Annotated in this window: 11 protein-coding genes; 7 read left to right on the forward strand and 4 right to left on the reverse strand. The window is 48.8% G+C overall.

Features of this window, described 5'->3' with window-relative positions:
- Positions 1 to 296 precede the first annotated feature (296 nt).
- The 7 genes from BMW79_RS08835 to BMW79_RS08865 all read left to right on the forward strand — a co-directional run bounded on the left by BMW79_RS08835 (position 297) and on the right by BMW79_RS08865 (position 10,023).
- The gene (locus BMW79_RS08835; protein ID WP_089893324.1) at positions 297 to 2,243 is read left to right on the forward strand and encodes a heparinase II/III domain-containing protein; all 1,947 of its coding nucleotides are present in this window, start codon (positions 297 to 299) and stop codon (positions 2,241 to 2,243) included.
- Positions 2,244 to 2,548: 305 nt separating this feature from the next.
- Entirely contained in the window at positions 2,549 to 3,391 is an 843-nt protein-coding gene (gene kduI / locus BMW79_RS08840) for a 5-dehydro-4-deoxy-D-glucuronate isomerase (protein ID WP_089893327.1), read from the forward strand.
- A 23-nt stretch (positions 3,392 to 3,414) separates the two neighbouring features.
- Positions 3,415 to 5,637 carry a DUF4861 family protein gene (locus BMW79_RS08845; RefSeq protein ID WP_089893330.1) on the forward strand — a complete coding sequence of 741 codons (2,223 nt, stop codon included), beginning with the start codon at positions 3,415 to 3,417 and terminating at the stop codon, positions 5,635 to 5,637.
- 51 nt (positions 5,638 to 5,688) lie between these two features.
- Complete coding sequence (locus tag BMW79_RS08850; RefSeq protein WP_177192088.1) at positions 5,689 to 6,450, forward strand: SDR family oxidoreductase; 762 nt, start codon at positions 5,689 to 5,691, stop codon at positions 6,448 to 6,450.
- 30 nt (positions 6,451 to 6,480) lie between these two features.
- A complete protein-coding gene (locus BMW79_RS08855; protein WP_089893336.1) occupies positions 6,481 to 7,533 on the forward strand; it encodes a LacI family DNA-binding transcriptional regulator in 1,053 nt (350 codons plus the stop codon).
- Positions 7,534 to 7,554: 21 nt separating this feature from the next.
- The gene (locus BMW79_RS08860) at positions 7,555 to 8,748 is read left to right on the forward strand and encodes a glycoside hydrolase family 88 protein (RefSeq protein WP_089893340.1); all 1,194 of its coding nucleotides are present in this window, start codon (positions 7,555 to 7,557) and stop codon (positions 8,746 to 8,748) included.
- Between the two features lie 18 nt (positions 8,749 to 8,766).
- Positions 8,767 to 10,023 (forward strand): DUF2264 domain-containing protein, encoded by a 1,257-nt coding sequence (locus tag BMW79_RS08865; protein ID WP_089893341.1) that lies wholly within the window; start codon positions 8,767 to 8,769, stop codon positions 10,021 to 10,023.
- A 21-nt stretch (positions 10,024 to 10,044) separates the two neighbouring features.
- Here BMW79_RS08865 and BMW79_RS08870 read toward each other — a convergent pair whose 3' ends face one another.
- The 4 genes from BMW79_RS08870 to BMW79_RS08885 form a co-directional block, all read right to left on the reverse strand.
- Positions 10,045 to 11,526, reverse strand: a complete 1,482-nt coding sequence (locus BMW79_RS08870) for a DUF255 domain-containing protein (RefSeq protein ID WP_177192089.1) — start codon at positions 11,524 to 11,526, stop codon at positions 10,045 to 10,047.
- Positions 11,527 to 11,576: 50 nt separating this feature from the next.
- Positions 11,577 to 12,116, reverse strand: coding sequence for a GNAT family N-acetyltransferase (locus BMW79_RS08875; RefSeq protein WP_177192090.1), 540 nt, complete (start codon positions 12,114 to 12,116; stop codon positions 11,577 to 11,579).
- Between the two features lie 22 nt (positions 12,117 to 12,138).
- Positions 12,139 to 16,071, reverse strand: a complete 3,933-nt coding sequence (locus BMW79_RS08880) for a Pls/PosA family non-ribosomal peptide synthetase (RefSeq protein ID WP_089893351.1) — start codon at positions 16,069 to 16,071, stop codon at positions 12,139 to 12,141.
- A gap of 311 nt (positions 16,072 to 16,382) precedes the next feature.
- Complete coding sequence (locus BMW79_RS08885; protein ID WP_089893354.1) at positions 16,383 to 16,799, reverse strand: SRPBCC domain-containing protein; 417 nt, start codon at positions 16,797 to 16,799, stop codon at positions 16,383 to 16,385.
- Positions 16,800 to 16,926: the final 127 nt, after the last annotated feature.

Consider the following 16,926-nt stretch of genomic DNA (forward strand, 5'->3'; position numbering starts at 1 on the left):
TAAATATTTATGCAAACGTTTGAAATTATAGAATAATTCAATATTTTTGGTTGGATCAGCAGGATTTCCCGGGCTGATACCGTAATTCCATGTTATGAGGGAGCAGCTCCCTCATAAAGTTTTCCTTGCCACCGGAAGCGTCACCATTTCGGACAGCAGGCTGTGATCATGAACTCATAAAGTATATGTAAAGCAGCTTTTTACATCCATAAACAAGTTAGTTTCTGACCGGATTTCCGGTTCTTTTTTAATGATTATCTCATCTCTGTTTTCTATCTTATTAAAATAAATGTCAAATGAACATTAAAAATCTGGTCTATGCCGTTTTGCTTATTGTCCTACCGAATAGCGTAACAGCACAGGCGGGCGATACCACCAGGAATTACCTGTATAAGGAATACCAGCGTGGTGGCGGGGATGCTGCTTTCAGCGAAGTCGCCCAATGGAAGAAAGAACGGTATAAATCGATTACGGATAAAGCAACGGCCTTGCCGGTCGCCAGCAAAAATCTGTTGCTCCGGGAAGCAGATAAAGCGATGAGTTTTAACTGGCCTTCCCTGCCGGCTACCTTGTACCTCGAATACCGTGATAATGGTAACCGGGTAAATTTTGAAAATGCCCAGTTTGAACGCCGGAAAGTATTGGCGGCGCTGGTGGCAGGGGAACTGGCGGGAGGTAACGGAAAGTACCTCCCGCAAATTGTCAATGGCCTGTGGCTGATCCTGGAAGAAAGCACCTGGGTCTTGCCGGCGCACATCGGGGCGCAGAAAGCGGGCAGTGACCTGCCCGATCCTACAGAACCGGTGGTAGACCTGTTTGCCGGGGAAACCGCCGCCACCGTCAGCTGGGCTCAATTTTTATTACATGATCAGCTGGATAAGTTTTCACCGATCGTGAACAAACGTATTACTTATGAACTGCAACAACGGATTATAACACCTTACCTGAAGCGGAAGGATTTCTGGTGGATGGGATGGACCGGCCGCAGCGTGAATAACTGGAATATCTGGATTAATACCAATGTTTTGCAAACTGCTTTATTGTGTGTAAATGAGACGGATATACGAAATAAGGTCATTGAAAAAACGATCCGCAGTGCCGATAATTTCGTGAATGGTTATCCCAACGATGGCGGCTGCGACGAAGGACCCACCTACTGGGGCCACGCCGGTGGTAAGCTGGCGGAGTTTATTGATCTGCTCAACAGCGCTTCTGCCCACCGGTTAAACTGGAGTAACAATGAATTGATTCACCGCATCGGCGCCTATATTTACAAAATGCATGTGGATAGCAGCCGGTTTGTGAATTTTGCAGATGCTTCTGCCAGTACCATTCCGCCGGCACATACGGTATACCTGTATGGCACTACTTTTAATGATCCGCTGCTGATCAACTTCGCGGCTTATCTGTCGCGCCTGGAAAACCCCGACACTAACCGGGTAAAAGCGCCCTCTCTCGCATTTTTTGTTTACAACGTGGAATACCGGGCTGCCCTGCTGGCAGCTAAAGCCGCTGCACCTTATACCCCGGAGAACTGGTTACCGGATTTGCAGGTTTTATCCCTGCGCTCCCAGTCGGGTGTATCAAAAGGCTTATTCTTCGCGGCGCAGGGAGGTCACAATGCCGAAAGCCATAATCACAATGACGTAGGAAATTTCGTACTGTACATGGATGGCAAGCCCGCACTAATCGATGTAGGAGTAGGCACGTATACCAAACAAACCTTTAGTCCCGATCGTTATAAGCTGTGGTTTATGCAGTCGCAATGGCATAACTGCCCTACTATAAACGGGGTGCAACAGCAGGATGGACGCAGGTTCCAGGCAAACGCAGTGCAGTACAGCCACAATAATTTAAGCATGGATATCGCTGCAGCTTATCCGGAAGCAGCCATGGTAAAGTCGTGGAAACGTACTTTCCGCTTTAATCCGGACAAGACAACGCTGCAATTGTCAGAAGCTTATCAGCTGACTGCCTGGAAGGCCCCGTTCCTGTTGCATTTTATGACTTGTTTGCCTGCAGATACAGCAGTTCCTGGCAAGGTAGTATTGAAAGGCGAAACTGCTAACCTTCTGCTGACTTATGATCCGGCGTTATTTCAAGTAGTGCTGGAACAGCAGCCGGTAGAAGACGCCCGCTTGTCGCCCGTATGGGGCCGGCAGGTTACCCGGATCAGCCTGAAATCAAGAGGGCAGGCACTTACGGGGAAACATACGGTTGGATTTGTGATGAGCCGGAAGTGAGGTTAGTTGAAAAATATTAATAAAGCAGGTTTATGCAAACCACTTATAAAGCATTAACAAGGCAATACATGATCATCTATCAACAAGATGATCGGTCAAAAGGCGGATGTTACTCCCTTTTTTAAGAAAATGCTTGATTATTGCAAACGTTTGCATTACTTTAGAGTTTTCAGGGTCTGGCAGGAGGCAGCATAGCGATATGCTCCTATACCCCGGTATGGCAATAAGTGAACAAGGGGAAAATTACAGGATTATCTTACCAGACAAAGAAAAAATAGCCATCATTTTAAACAATCTGATATCATATGAGCACCACGTTCGAATCAAGGTACGCCAGCAGTCCGGTGGAGGTAAAGCAAATGGATACTGCACAACTGAGACAGGCATTTTTAATGGAGAACATCTTCAATGCTGACCATATTGCCTGGACGCATACGCATTATGACCGCTACCTCACTGGTGGAGCAATGCCGGTGAAGGGCCCCGTAACACTGGACACCATAGATCTGCTGAAAGCGGAGTACTTTCTGGAAAGAAGGGAACTGGGAATGATCAATGTAGGTGGCGACGGCATCGTGGAAGTAGACGGCGAAAAGTTTGAACTGGCTTACAAAGAAGCGTTATACATCGGCAGGGGAAAACAACAGGTGATCTTTCATAGCAAAAACGCACAGACGCCTGCTAAATTTTATCTGAATTCCACGCCGGCACATCATAGCTACCCAACCCGCAAAGTGTCTAAAAACGAGGCAGAAGTGGTGAAGTTAGGCACGCTGGAAACTTCCAATCACCGTACCATCAACAAACTGCTGGTAAACAGTGTACTGGAAACCTGCCAGCTGCAGATGGGAATGACAGAACTGCAACCAGGCAGCGTATGGAATACCATGCCCGCGCATACACACGACAGGAGAATGGAAGTGTATTTTTATTTCGAAGTACCTGAAGGTCAGTCTGTTTGCCACTTTATGGGACAACCGCAGGAAACCCGCCACGTATGGATCCAGAATGAACAGGCGATAATTTCTCCGCCCTGGTCTGTACACTCAGGCGCCGGAACCAGCAACTATACCTTTATCTGGGGAATGGCCGGTGAGAACCTGGACTATGGTGATATGGATTTCTGTAAGATCACGGAACTACGTTAATGAACTGATAATTAGCTGCTATCATGATGATGAAAAAAATTATCGCAGGAAGCTTGCTGAGCTTGACTTTCCTGCATGCCGGCTTACCGGTGCAGGCCACCGGACCTGTAACCCGACAGCATGCCGCCGTTTTTACCGATGCCTATACCGCTGCTGCAGTACGTGCACAAATGGAGAAAGTGGGTTCCTGGCAATGGCGTCATATTACCGCCAATGGCTGGAATCACGCCCCTACCGACTGGACCAATGGCGCCATGTACGCCGGTATGATGTCGCTGGCCCAGGTAACATCCAATCCCTTTTTTGTGGACAGGCTGGTGCAGGTAGGAAAAGACAATAGCTGGAATACAGGACCAGACCGTTTCTTCGCAGATGAATACTGCGTAGGACAACTGTATTCACAGCTCTACAGCGTATATAAGCAACCCGTGATGATAGATAAATTCCGTCAGCTGGCAGATAGTATTGTAGCGGCGCCGCATACGGAATCACTCGAATGGAAGAATGGTATTCACCACCGCGAGTGGGCATGGTGCGATGCCTTGTTTATGGGACCTCCGGCCCTGGCTTACTTAAGCACCGCTACCGGAGATGCCCGCTACCTCGAAACGGCGGATAAGTTGTGGTGGAAAACCACCGACTTCCTCTATAACAAACAGGATAGTCTTTACTACCGCGATGGCAGTTATATCGGTAAGAAGGAAAAGAATGGCACCAATGTATACTGGAGTCGTGGCAACGGCTGGGTCATGGGCGGCCTGGTTCGTATGCTGGATAATATGCCCACCGGCTATGCCGGGAAAGCACGTTTCCAGGATCTGTATAAACAAATGGCCTATAAAATAGCCGCGTTACAAACCGCAGACGGCACCTGGCACGCAAGCTTACTGGACCCGGATAGCTACCCGGCAAAGGAAACAAGCGGCACCGGTTTCTACGTATATGCATTAATGTGGGGTGTGAATAATGGGCTGTTACCCGAGAAAACATTTTTGCCGGTCATACAGAAAGGATGGCAGGCATTGACAGGCTGCGTGCAACCCAATGGCAAACTGGGTTTTGTACAGGAAATAGGTGCTGCACCAGGAAAGGCTACAGCCAACGATACAGAAGTATATGGCGTAGGGGCGTTCCTGTTAGCGGGATCAGAACTGATCAAGTATGACCTGCGTAAAAACACGCCGGCCCCGGTAGTCATCTCCAATAACACTGGTATTAACAGGATAGATGAAATTGTAGAAATCCCTTACGGAACATTTGCTGCCAGGTTATCCAAACAAACCCAGAAGCAGTTTAAAATAGTAGACGTATTAAGCGGAGAAGAAATTGCTTACCAGCTGCTCTATGAAGGTGGTAAAACCGCGAAGAAAATATTGTTGCAGGTAACTGTGCCCGCAGCGGCCACCTTACGTGCCAATGTGGTAGAAGGCGCGCCTGCACCGGTAAAGGCAAAGGCGTACGGCCGTTATGTACCGGAGCGTAAAGATGATTATGCCTGGGAGAATGACCGCATGGCTTACCGCATGTATGGCAAAGCCCTGGAACAGGTGCCAAAGGAAATGGCCTTTGGTATTGATGTGTGGGCGAAACGTACTACCGATATGGTGATTGATACCTGGTATAAACTGGACAATTATCATCATGACAACGGACAAGGCCTGGATTATTATAGCGTTGGTTTAACCCTGGGAGCAGGCGATACCGCGCCATCCGGCAAAGACACCATCTACTTCCCGAAGAACTACCGGCAGTCGAAAACCCTGGACAATGGTCCGCTCCGTACTACTTTCAGCCTCACCTATGATAGCTGGCAGGCAGGAAATACAGCGGTCACGGTTACCAAAACCATTTCCCTGGATGCCGGATCACAGCTCAATAAAATGCAGTTGCAATACAGCTTTAAAGGGAAAGAGATCCCCGTAGTCACCGGTATTGTAAGACGCAAAGAACCAGGTACCGTACTACTGGATGAGAAAACCGGCGTGATGGGTTACTGGGAACCGGCACATGGAGAAGATGGCACCATCGGCACCGGCTGCGTTTTTGCCCGGGAAGTTCCCGGTATGAAAACAGACGCAGTACATTTGCTGAGTCCGGGTACAGCCGGCAATCAACAGCCTTATGAATACTATTTTGGAGCGGCCTGGAATAAAGGCGGCAGGATCACCTCCGCAGAAGAGTGGTTCAGCTACCTCGAAACATTTGCACAAAAGATCAGACAACCTTTACAGGTAACTATTCAGTAACTTTTTCCGCAGGCTATTTATGGTCTGCGGAAAGATCCAAATATATTGCTCATGGATTTATTTCAATTAAAGGGAAAAACGGCACTGGTAACAGGTTGCAAGCGTGGTATCGGAAAAGCGATGGCCTTGGCCCTGGCATCTGCAGGAGCGGATATAATCGGCGTGTCGGCTTCGCTGGAGTTGAGCGGGAGCGACGTAGAGAAAGCCGTGAAAGCCCTGGGCCGTGATTTTAAGGCATATCAATGTGATTTTTCCAGTCGCCCCGCTTTATATGCCTTTATACAACAACTGGAAAAAGAGGTGCCGGTGATTGATATCCTGGTGAACAATGCCGGTACCATTCTCCGGAAACCGGCGGCAGAACATCCGGATGAATACTGGGATGAGGTGATCAACATCAACCTGAACGCCCAATTTATCCTGACCCGGGAAATTGGAAAAGGAATGATTGCCCGTGGAAGCGGAAAAGTTATCTTTACAGCGTCTTTACTTACCTTCCAGGGCGGTATTAATGTACCGGGATATGCGGCGAGTAAGGGAGCCGTAGGTTCGCTGGTGAAGGCATTTGCCAACGAATGGGCTTCCAAAGGCGTCAATGTGAATGCAATAGCACCGGGATATATCGCCACGGACAATACAGCAGCACTCAGAGCGGATCAGCAGCGCAGCAGCGCTATACTGGACCGTATTCCGGCAGGCAGATGGGGAGAACCGGAAGATTTTGCCGGACCCGCCATATTCCTGGCCTCCAGAGCGGCTGACTATGTACACGGAACTATCCTTACAGTGGATGGTGGCTGGATGGGAAGGTAACAGCACACTTACAGCTAATTGTCACACTACATGAGCAAACGTACTGAAAAAACGATTGTGGACATTGCAGAGGAGCTGAAACTCTCTGTATCCACGGTATCACGGGCCCTGAATGATAATCCTAACATCAGTGCACGTACGAAAGATAAGGTGAAGAAGATGGCCCGCAAACTGGGCTATCGTCCAAATGCGTTAGCCGCCGGTTTGCGTAATAACAAAAGCAAAACCATCGGGCTCATTGTACCCCGTATCTCGATGTTCTTTCCTGCTGCTATCAGCACCATCGTGCAGAATAAACTGCAGGAGCACGGTTACAACCTGATCATCTGCCAGTCGAACGATTCCTATGAACAGGAAATAACCCTGGTAAATACTTTGTATTCCGCCAGGGTGGATGGTCTGGTAGTTTCTACCACGTTATATACCACCGACTTTTCTCATTTTGATGTATTTAAAGACAACAATATTCCGCTTATCTTTTTTGATCGTGTACCCAAAGATTACAACGTAAAAGTGATCAAGGGAGATGACTACGTAGGTGGCTATACGGCAACCACCCATCTGATTGAGAAAGGCTGTAAGGATATTGTACATATATCCGGTCCGCTGAGTTGTAATCTATATGTGGAAAGGGTTTCGGGATATAAGAATGCGTTGCAGGAGTTTAAACTGCCCTTCAAAAAATCGCGCGTCTTCTACCACGAACTGACACGCGATAATGCCTGGCAGACCTGCGAGAAAATATTTGCACAGACACCTTACCCGGATGGCATTTTTGCCTCCAACGATACTACGGCCATCACTATCATGGAGTATTGCCGCAAAATCAATGTGCGGGTGCCGGAAGACCTGAAAATAGTAGGGTATTCCAATGATCCGCGTACCGAAATTGTGACGCCGCCGGTGACCAGCGTAGACCAGTATCCCGTTATGATGGGCGAAAGAATTGTAGCCGCCCTGATGGAACTGATTCATACCGCTCCATCCAATGTACCACGTTATTCACAGGAAATAATACCTATTCAACTGATAGCCCGCGAGTCTTCTGCTGGTACAGCAAAGAGCAGCGGAAAAAAGAAATGAACCTTCTATAATCACGTTATTATGAAAAAGAACCTGTTCTTTACCCTCCTGTTATTGCCTGCTTTGTTGATGCAAACGTATGCACAATCCGGTAAAGCCGATAAAGCTTTGCTGACAAAGGCAGATGCCGCCCTGCAATTTGCCGCCCGTCAGTATAAAGGAATGATGGCGCATGTGCCGGACAGCGTATTGCCACGCTCTACCAATAAAGACGGCAGCCTGATGACGTCCAACTCTACCTGGTGGACATCCGGTTTTTATCCCGGTACCAACTGGTATCTTTTTGAGTATACAAAGGATCCGGCATTTAAAAATGAAGCCCTGAAACGGATGGCGCTCGTGAAAAAAGAGCAATACAATACTCACACCCATGACCTGGGTTTTATGATGTATTGTCCTTTTGGCAACGCCCTGCGCATTACAAAGGATACCGCTTATACATCCATTTTGCTGACCAGCGCCAAATCGCTGTCTACCCGTTTTAATCCCACTATCGGCTGTATTAAATCATGGGATCATGGTACCTGGAAATTTCCGGTGATCATCGACAATATGATGAACCTGGAATTGCTAAATTGGGCTACCCGTGAAAGCGGCGACAAGCGATTTGCAGAGATCGCAAGGATACACGCCAACACGACGATGAAGAACCATTTTCGCCCGGACTATAGTTCTTATCACGTCATAGATTATGATCCGGCTACCGGCAAAGTACTGGAGCGCAGAACACACCAGGGCCTGGCCGACAGCTCTGCCTGGTCGCGTGGCCAGGCCTGGGGACTCTATGGCTATACCCTCATGTACCGCGATACAAAAGATAAAACTTACCTGGAAGAAGCCCGTCATATTGCCGATTTTATCCTGAATAATCCGCATATGCCGGCTGATCTTGTGCCTTACTGGGATTACGATGCGCCAGATATTCCGAATGCATTGCGCGATGTATCTGCCGCAGCAGTTACCGCGTCCGCATTACTGGAACTAAGCCGTTATACCAGCAAAGCAGATGGCAAACGTTACTGGAACGCCGCAGAAAAAATGCTGACCAGTCTTTGCAGCCCCGCTTACCTGGCGAAAGAAGGAGAAAACAATCATTTTATACTCATGCACAGCGTAGGATCTTTACCACATAAATCTGAAGTGGATGTACCGCTCACCTATGCTGATTATTATTTTGTAGAAGCATTGCTGCGGTATAAGCAATGGGCGAAATAACGCCGCAAATATTTTTCCATGGACAGACGTTTTTTTATCAAAGCTATTCCCATGGCGGGAGTAGCCAGCACTATCGGTTCGGAGAAAGGACTGCTGCATGCGATGGCAACAGAGAAATCAGCACCGGACGACCGGCGCTATAACCTGGATCTGATGCTTCGTATATGCCGCCCCGTTATCCAGCAGTTGAGTGAAGGAAAACTGAAGGCCACTATGCCTACCGAAGTAGCCCCCAATTATGCCAAGCCCGTGGATAAAGTTACTTACCTGGAAGCCTTTGGGAGAACGCTGGCAGGGATAGCACCATGGCTCGAACTAGGCCCCGATAACACCATGGAAGGCAGCCGGCGCATCGACATGCTGGAAATGACACGGAAGGCCGTGGCCATGGCGGTAGACCCGGCATCGCCCGACTATATGAACTTCACAGGTAAATTTGATGCACAACCTTTGGTAGACGGTGCTTTCCTGGCGCATGGATTACTCCGCGCACCCAGGGAAGTATGGGGGAAATTACCTGCGCAAACACAGCAACAGGTAATAGCCGCATTGACCAGCCTGCGGAGTATCAAAGCATTTACGAATAACTGGGTGTTATTCTCTGCCATCATTGAAGCGATGCTGCTGAAATTCGGCGCCGACTGGGACCGCAAGCCCATTGATCTCGCTGTACAGAAAATCATGGAGTGGTATAAAGGCGATAGCATGTACGGTGATGGCGCTCACTTCCATTACGATTATTACAACTCTTTCGTGATCCAGCCAATGCTGGTGGATGTGCTGAAAGTAATGGCAGAAAAAGACGAGGCCAGCAAAGCTAACTATGAACTGGCATTGAAACGGATGCAACGGTATGCGGATATTCTCGAAAGACAAATATCACCGGAAGGAACCTTCCCGGTAGTGGGCCGGTCTATGCCCTACCGCAATGCGGCTTTTCAGGCATTGGCACAGATCGCACTGGAGGATAAACTGCCACCGGCAATATCTCCGGCACAAGTCAGAGGCGCACTAACGGCAGTGAATAAACGAATATTTGAAGCGGCCGGCACTTTTGATAAAAAAGGATGGCTGCAAATCGGTTTCTGTGGCCATCAGCCGGAAATAGCGGATGTGTATACTTCCACGGGCAGCCTGTACTTGTGCAGTACCGGTTTCCTGGCATTGGGACTGCCTGCGTCGCATCCTTTCTGGTCTGCCCCGGCACAACCATGGACTTCGAAGAAAGTATACAGCGGTGCGGCTGTACAGAAAGATCATGCAATTGATTATTGATATTGTCCCCTGGAAGTCTTGCTACTGCAGCATTTCTTTCAACGTTAAAATACCCGGTTCTGCAATAATTGTTTTTAAGACGGCGGGAGAAGATATATAACTGAATATATTTTCTGCCGCTGTTTTATATCCGGGATGTCCGTACCGGGAGAGTTGCACCAGCGTTTTCCCTGCATCTATATTCTCACTCAATACCACATCCGGTGGCAGGTATTTGTTGTTGTTGCTGAAGCTGAAAAGTGCTTTATTTTTTCCTGTGAAATGTGCCAGCATATAATCTGCTATTTCGTTAGCGGTTTTAAGGGATGCCGCGTCACGGGTAAGCTGGTAATGATGCGCCCATGCCTGGCAAAGATATAGCTGGTCTGCGAGAGCAATGCTGCCCGTAAAGGCGCGGTCATGCACATAACCGCCATCCGGCTGCCGGAATGCCTGGAGGCTTTGCAATATATTTTTTGCCTTTGCTAGGTATTTTTCTTCTTTCGTCGCTTCATAACGATACAGGAAAGCATCTGCCAACTGCGCATTTTCTTTGGCGTAACTGGTGCTGTCTATCCGTGGAATACCTTGCTGATAGCGTTCTTTGGAAGGAAGCGCAAAATAACCGCCTGCATGTTCTCCTGCTTTCAGATCGGCATCCTGTGAATTGTAATACAGTTGTTGTCCGCTGTAAAGAAAAGTGTTGAGATAAGCGATGATCTGATCTGCCTGCCGCAGCGCGCTGCTGTCCTTTGTAGCGATGAAATACTGTGTATATATTTTGATATAGCGGGATTGTATACTTAGTATTTTTTCAAAGTGCGGATGGTTCCAGTCGCCATTGGTAGAGTACTGGTATACACCACCCCACACTGGGTCATTGATGAGATAGGACCCATGTATAGTGAGCGGCAGCCAGCGTTTCAGCTGAGCGTCCGTTTTAGCATGACGCAGTGCATATTCAATCCCATCGTATTCCAGGAAGTGTTGTTGCATATCATAGCCTCCGTCTACCATATCGAGGTATTCGTAAAAATTATGCTTTACAAAGTTCGCGGTAGCGGCCGACCATTTACCGGGTACTATTTTATTTTCTACTGATTTTTTGAGTGGCTCTATATAACGGTAACCATTGTACGTTTTTTGCAGCAATGGCAAAAAGTCGGCGGGCGAGAAATAACCTGCTTCTTTTAACAATTCTCTGCCATCTTCATGAAAGATAATGGTGGCAGGCCAGCCATAGTCTTTGTATTTCGCATACAAGTCCGGTCTTTTATCCTGGTTGGCTTTTATGCAGATATAATTTTGGGAGAGATAGCTGATTACGGCGGGATTCTCATAGGTAGAATCATCCATCACATGGCACCAGTGGCACCAGCTGGCACCCAGATCGAGCAGTACCGGTTTGTGCTGCTCACTGGCCAGGTCAAATGCGGCCTTGCCAAATTCCTGCCAGGCAATACTTTGAGCGGAAGCGGACAGGTACCAGCTGCCAATGATCAGTAAAAATAAATGTTTTAGCACGATACCATTTTACCAGCATATACGGGGATGGGTAAATATTGGTTTCCCGGTTATCTGGTGGTATTTGCATCCGGCGGAGAAGGGAACAGAGGGAGTGGCTTCTTTCCGTCGGGTGTGAGCCATTTTTCATAAACCAGCCGTACGGGTTCATACGCTTTGGCGGCGAGGAATTGTTGCATACGATGGTTGTTCGCGAGGGTATATCGTACAATTCTGCGAATGCCTTTTTCTACGTATATCCGTTCCAGTTCTTCGTTCATCTCCCGGTAAATACCTTGCCGCCGGAATTCATTGGCCACATAGCCATCCGACACGTAAAGCGTGTCACCGGTATAATCTTCGATGCGGCTTTCATCCGCTTCTTCGATATAAGCAAAGATGAATCCTGCCGGCGTATGATCCACATACGCCAGCAGGCAGATCCCATCGCAGGTTTCCTGCATTTCCATTACATGTTGCATGTAGTTGGCGGCAATGCTCTCCCAGCTGGCTGTTTTCAGGAAAAATGTCTTTTCCGAGAGATGTAACTGCTCCATCATGCTGCTGATAAGATCGTAGTGATCGCGTATCTGTATGGACTGGATCGTCATCATTTTCGTATATGCTGCCAGGTTATTCCGGTTTCACCGGGCTACCGGTCCAGCTGGTACCTGATTGTAATTTTTCTCCTTTCATTAAAAGCGACAATGGCGCAATGTTTACATCGTCGCCTACCTCACTGTCGTACAGGATAATAGACCTTGCGCCGATGCTGCTTCTGCTGCCTATTTTAATCGGACCTACTTTCATGACCCTGTCTTCGAACAGGTGTGTCTGCGGACCGCTATCTTCGTTTAAAACGCTGTCCGTGCCGATTTCCACCATATCAAACTCAGTGATGTCTGCGGTATTCAGGATCACACGATGACCTGTTTTAACGCCCAGTAAGCGCAGTAGTACCGGCAACCAGGGCGTGCCTTTCAGGTATTCCAGCAGAAAAGGAATAGAGAGCGCTTCATAGGTGGAAGTAATCGCTTCACTGCGCCAAACTTTGGAGGTCCACATCGGGCTTTGCAGCGGTTTGTAGGTACCTGTCAGGATCCACTTAAGCAGCACGGTAAACAGGAAGGCCGGCAATCCCAGGAAAAAGAGATAATAGAAAGGGAATTGCAGGAGTACCACCCACCAGGGCTTTTCCGTCACCAGGTCGTGAGCGTAGGCGATGAAGAGGATACTGCAACAGATCACCACTGTTTCTGGAATCAGTATGCGGATAAACTCTACTGTAGCCCGGGCCAGCTTGCGTTGCGGTGATGGGTGAGTGGTGAGTTCCGGTGGAAAGAAATGACTTTCCTGGCGGCGTGGCAGCGCAATCGCCGGAGAACCAAACCAGTCGCGGGCATTACTGCCAGCCAGTTGTTCTTTCGACGGCGGTGTGGATAATACACCTATCAGCATATTTTCCGGTAACTCATATCCCTGTGGAATCAGGGCGCTGTTGCCTACGAAACTGGTATTGTGAATGATTGTTTTTTCGAGGATCAGTTGTTGCCCGCGTACATCCGATTCGCCGAGTGTTACGGCATCCGCAATGAAGGCGCCATCGCCTATTTCAAGCAGTGGATGCGTTACGCTGCTGGCGGTAGATACTTCGGTATTGCGGCCGATCTTTGCACCCAGCGCGCGGAACAGCGAAGAGATATACACCGTTGCAAAGATGGGATGGATCACGATCAGGGATAAAGACATCAGCTGGTCGGCAAACCATTTGCGTGCATAGAAGGCGCTGTAAATCGGATAGGTACCTGGTTTGATGCCCCATTGCAGCAAGCGTGTAAGCAATACCGTTTGCCCGGTAAATAAAATAATATAGCTCAATGCCAGTGCCGGGGTGATCACCATGTAGTTGAAGTTATAGTCCGGTGCCGCATTATCCATCTGGTTTAACGTGATGATAGTAGGCAGCAGTGGTAACAACACGGTGAACGGGAATACCAGCAGGAACAGGGAAAAGATCACACTGTATTTAAAGCGGGTCGCTTTTGACACTGGTAATGGCTGTGGCAGTTCGCTGATGCTTTTGGTGACTTTCAGGGTGGCAGGGCTACCTTGCCATACTTCACCGGTTTTCACGGTAGTATTGGCGGGGAGGAAGCTCAGATCCTGTAGTTCGCTCCAGGGTTCCATTACGGTATCGCCGCCAATGATGGCGCTACTGCCGATGTATGCGTGATCGCCGAGATGAACGGTGCGTAATTTCAGCCATCCGTCTTCGATAAAGGCGTTGTTGATCACTGCCTGCGAACTGATGCTCACATCGCTGCCGATGGTGACCAGGTCTTCAGCGCCAATGGTAACAGCGCCGAGTTGTGCATCCGGAGCTATTTTCACACCAAGGGTGCGGAGGTAGGCCGGGTACAGTGGGGTGCCATTCAGGAATTGTGAAGGCATGAGTCGTTGTACGGTTTTCACGAGCCACCAGCGGAAATAGTAGGTGCCCCATACCGGGTAATCGCCTGCTTTCATTTTTCCGATCACAAGCCATTTGGTGCTGATGATGAGGATAGAAAAGACGGGCGGGAGCAGGCAGAACATCGCGAGTGCGGTCAGTATGGCGTATCCGAGGTGACTGGTATCCTGTTCTACATAGTAGTAGCCGAGGTATGGTAGGAAGATCTGCATGGCGAACAATCCATAGATCACCAGTATGGCGATGGTTTGAGCGATCCAGCAACTGAGGTGACGCCACCAGGGAACTTTATTGAAAACGCGGGGTGGTTTTTGTGTTTGTTGTGGTTGGGCAGCCCAAACATCTACCAATGCCTGCAGTGGGCGGTGAATATAAATGTCTTTGAGAGATGCCTGCGGCACATTGGCTTCCCGGCGCAACCTGGATACAAAGGCCGCTGCCAGCAGGGAGTGGCCACCCAGGTCGGTAAAGAAATCCTGTTGGAGATCGATGGTGCGGTCGGGAAATACTTTTGACAGGATGGCGGTAATGCGTTCAGCAACCGGGGCGTCCGGATCAATAGCTTCGTGGGTGGTAACCTGTGTAAAAGCCAGGGGTAAGGGTAATGCTTTACGGTTTATTTTACCACTTGGCAGGCGGGGCATGTCTTCCAATGCTACAATAATCCCGGGCACCATGTAGGGAGGCAGTACTTTTGCCAGTTTGTTCCGGAGAATGGTTTCGTCAAATGGCGATTCATTTTCCGATACGATATAACCTACCAGCTGATCCTGGTCGTTGCTATCTTTTTTCACGGCTACGGCGGCGGCGGCAATACCGGGGATGGCATGCAGCTGGTTTTCAATTTCACCGAGTTCAATGCGATAGCCGCGTAACTTGATCTGGTCATCGAGGCGGCCCTGGAAATCGATGCTGCCATCGGGTAAGATGATAGCGGCGTCGCCGGTACGGTATAGGCGGGTACCGGGCATTTCTGTCATGGTAGCCGGTTTATCCACGAATTTTTCCCGGGTCAGTTCGGGCCGGTCTATATAACCTGCGCCGACGCCGGGACCGGAGATCACGAGTTCTCCACGTTCCCCGAGGGGTAAAATATCGAGTTTTTCATCTACCACGGCCATGTTGTAATTGGGCAGTGGTTGACCAATGGTGATATAATCGCCGGGTTTCAGTGCCGCAAAGGTGGCGCTCACGGTTGTTTCCGTGGGGCCGTAACTGTTATAGAAGCTGCGTGGCGGGATGGCCCACCTGGACAATACCTGTGGCGTACACGCTTCCCCGCCGGCATTAATCAGGCGGAGGGAGGGGATGTTGTCGTCCATAATAGCAAGGAGACTGGGAACAGCATGCAGCACCGTGATTTTCTCACGGCGTAGCACATCTCCCAGTTCATCGATAGCTTTAGCGGTAGTGGCATCTGCCACCCAGAGGGTAGCGCCGGCAAAGTAGCTGAGCCAGGTTTCTTCGCACCACATATCGAAGGATACGGAGAAGCCCTGGTATACTTTATCGGTGGCCCGGATATTCAGCACTGTTTGTTCTGCCCGGATCAGGTGGCAGATCTGCTGATGGCTGATCGGAATACCTTTAGGTTTACCGGTACTGCCGGAAGTATATAAAACGTAGGCAAAGTTTTCGGGTTGCGGACCGGCGTTAAGGGTAAAGGTGTCGGTACTGTCAGGAACAGCGGGTACTTTTAAAACAGGTGCGGCTATCTGCAAGGGAATTTCGCTGAAGCAGGCGGCGGCTTTTACTTCGTTGAGTACGCCTTCTACCCTTTCTGCGGGCATTTCCCGGTCGAGCGGCACATAGGCAGCCCCAGCTTTAATGATACCAAGGATGGCAGCATGGAGTTCCAGTCCGCGTGGCCACCAGATACCGACCACGCTTCCCGGGCCAATGCCATTGGCTTGCAGGAAAGCGGCAACAGCATCGCTCCAGTGATCCAGTTGCTGATAGGTAAGAGTTTGCTGCTGGAATATCAGTGCGGTATGATGGGCATGTTCCCGTACAGCCTGAGAAAAGATATCCGCCAGTGTTTCATGATGAAGCAGATCTGGCTGTTGGGGCCCTTTTACTATACTATAGACATTCATAAGTTCGCGTTCCCGTAGGTTCTTTGGTGTTTACTGGTTCAAAGTTAGGGTTAAGAATCGGTGTGCAGGCTTATAATACGCTTAAAAAATAATTGATTGTTTGGTAAAATTTACGTATAATCTTGATAGTGGAAATGTTCCCTATTGCGCTGCAGATAGTTGTTTTCACGTAACGGAGGTGGCTATACGGGAAGTGTATTGGCCGCCTGTGTGTTGTTTGTTTTGCGGGTTAAAACCACCGCGCTCAGCCGGAGTTTCATGTATGCCTTGCTACAGGAATAAGTACAGTTATAGTAGTGGGGCCATATGTTCTATCCGATGAATTCACCGATGGTATCCAGTACTTTTTTCCAGGCAGTATTTCTGTCTGTTCTCTCTCTGGCGTCTTTCAGCCATTCCTGGTGAAAGGCGATAGTGGTTTTTCCTTTATTGGGAATAACCCTTATCTGTAGGGTAGAGATATTTGTATCCGGGGCCTGTTGCCATTTCATTCGAATCACTTTACCGGTGGTGACAGACGTTACATGGATGGTGATACCGGATGCCGTGGTATAGGTATCTCCTTTTTCAAAGGCGATATCGGCTTTATTATCCAGCCAGGCACCAAGGATAGGTTGTGTAAACACCAGTTCCCACGCCTGGTCCGGAGCAACATTGAATGTGCGGCGAATGCCTGTTTCCCAGCCCTGGGAAGCGGTTGGTCCGATAGCTATTTTTCCGGAGGTCATGTTTTTAATGGAAAGATAAGAAAACCCCAGATATTGGCATATGTAAAAGCTTGATAATAAAGAGCGATATTTTAAATGGGCTTCCGCTGTTATGATCACGAAATTTATATATGAAAATGTCAAATAA

Origin of the sequence: Chitinophaga arvensicola, assembly GCF_900110835.1 — a bacterium.
GTDB classification, from domain to species: Bacteria; Bacteroidota; Bacteroidia; order Chitinophagales; family Chitinophagaceae; genus Chitinophaga; species Chitinophaga arvensicola.